Source organism: Brasilonema bromeliae SPC951 (assembly GCF_012912135.1).
GTDB lineage: Bacteria > Cyanobacteriota > Cyanobacteriia > Cyanobacteriales > Nostocaceae > Brasilonema > Brasilonema bromeliae.
On sequence record NZ_QMEB01000421.1, the window covers coordinates 1 to 1,466 of the forward strand.

A 1,466-nucleotide genomic window follows, 5' to 3' on the forward strand; every position below is an offset into this window, starting at 1 on the left:
CCCCACACCCCACACCCTGTTTGCTGTAACGAAATGTAAAATCGACAAACAGTTTAGAAATAGGTCATTTCAAAGTTTTTACAAAACTCAACATACATTATTTTAAGCCGCTCGCGATCGCGAGCGGCTTAAAACAGAAAGCTCATCACTCATCACTCTCAAGCTCTTCTACCTTATGAAGCCCAAGTTCAGCAGTTCCTGGGGAGACGCCAGCAAGTCAATTGCCACAAAGAAAATCTTGCCTTGAGAATCGAGCAAGAACCGCTATGCTAGGTTTATGCCAACACTGTCACTAAACCAGGGAGTTTGCACTTTACCCGTCACTTTAATCTGGGTAAACCCTCCTTCCGCAGGCTCAGAAACCCCCTGCTCAGGTATCAGCTTGAGCCCGTAGCATTCTTCACGCATATACGCGAGGATGGATTCATGACCGACAATTGGTTCTTGGAAAGGTGATTGCAGGGCACCATCTTCAGCAAATAAAGCCACAGCCGCTTGGAAGTCAAAAGCGTTCATATTCTCCATGTAGCTCAGGACTGTCAAGTTGTCGATGCCCTGAATGCTGACCTTAGCTCGTGGTGCGATATCTTTAGGTGGAACCACAGGTTCTTTGACTTTTTGAGTGCCAACAGTTGGGGCATACCCCATGTTGATCACAATATCCTGTAATACGGCGAGTTGCTGACCCCCTTCAAGTTGACGGATAGCTTGGAGCACACTTGATGCTTTCGCAGACAGTTTATAGCCTTCTGGAATCGGAGCAACGATTCCCTCTTTCATCCACTCGCTTAACTGATACCAGAAGCCCAACTTGACATTCGTGCCGAAAGACGAATAGGTACGGCAGATGTCCGTGTCAGTATGGTTAACGAGATCGCACATAACTTGCGTTTGCTCCAAATCAGGCATCTGCTTGATTTGAGTCAGGGTTTTTTCTGCAAAGACCATGTTGACTACCTGCATAGCAGCGGAAGTGATTGTAACTCCCATCTCGGTATAGGCAAACCAAAGTAAAGCCAACTGATCCTCAGCACTGAGTTGATTAAATGATTCAACGGTCGCTGGAACCGCATCAGCAACTTGAGTGTCAGGAAAAATGGAGCGTGCAGACAAGGGTAGTAAATGACATTTTTCAAAATCTCCAGAACGTTTAGGACATTGATTTGTTGGTAGTGTTTCAAAAATAGTGATGCTAACTTGCCAATGTTGGATATAACTGCTTTTCGAGACTTAGCTCACCATGTTTCGGGACATTACCCAAAATGCGTTGAGCGATCAGGTATGAGGACTCTTGGCAAACCACTAAACAGGCAAGCACAGCAAGGAACTCATCAAAATTCAGGGGTTTGGTGAACCACAGGTCAAACCCAGCACACAAAGCACGTTGAAGCATCTTTTGGTTCTTGGCAACTTTTGGTGATCTCGCTTGGGGGAAGGCAGAGGGCAGAGGGCAGAAGGCAGAAGGA

At 46.2% G+C, this 1,466-nt stretch carries 2 pseudogenes; both read right to left on the reverse strand.

The window, feature by feature from the left end:
- Positions 1-168: 168 nt before the first annotated feature.
- A pseudogene (locus tag DP116_RS28205) lies at positions 169-1,113 on the reverse strand (orange carotenoid protein N-terminal domain-containing protein).
- A gap of 79 nt (positions 1,114-1,192) precedes the next feature.
- Positions 1,193-1,466 (reverse strand): annotated as a pseudogene (locus tag DP116_RS28210) (hypothetical protein); the annotation flags it as partial.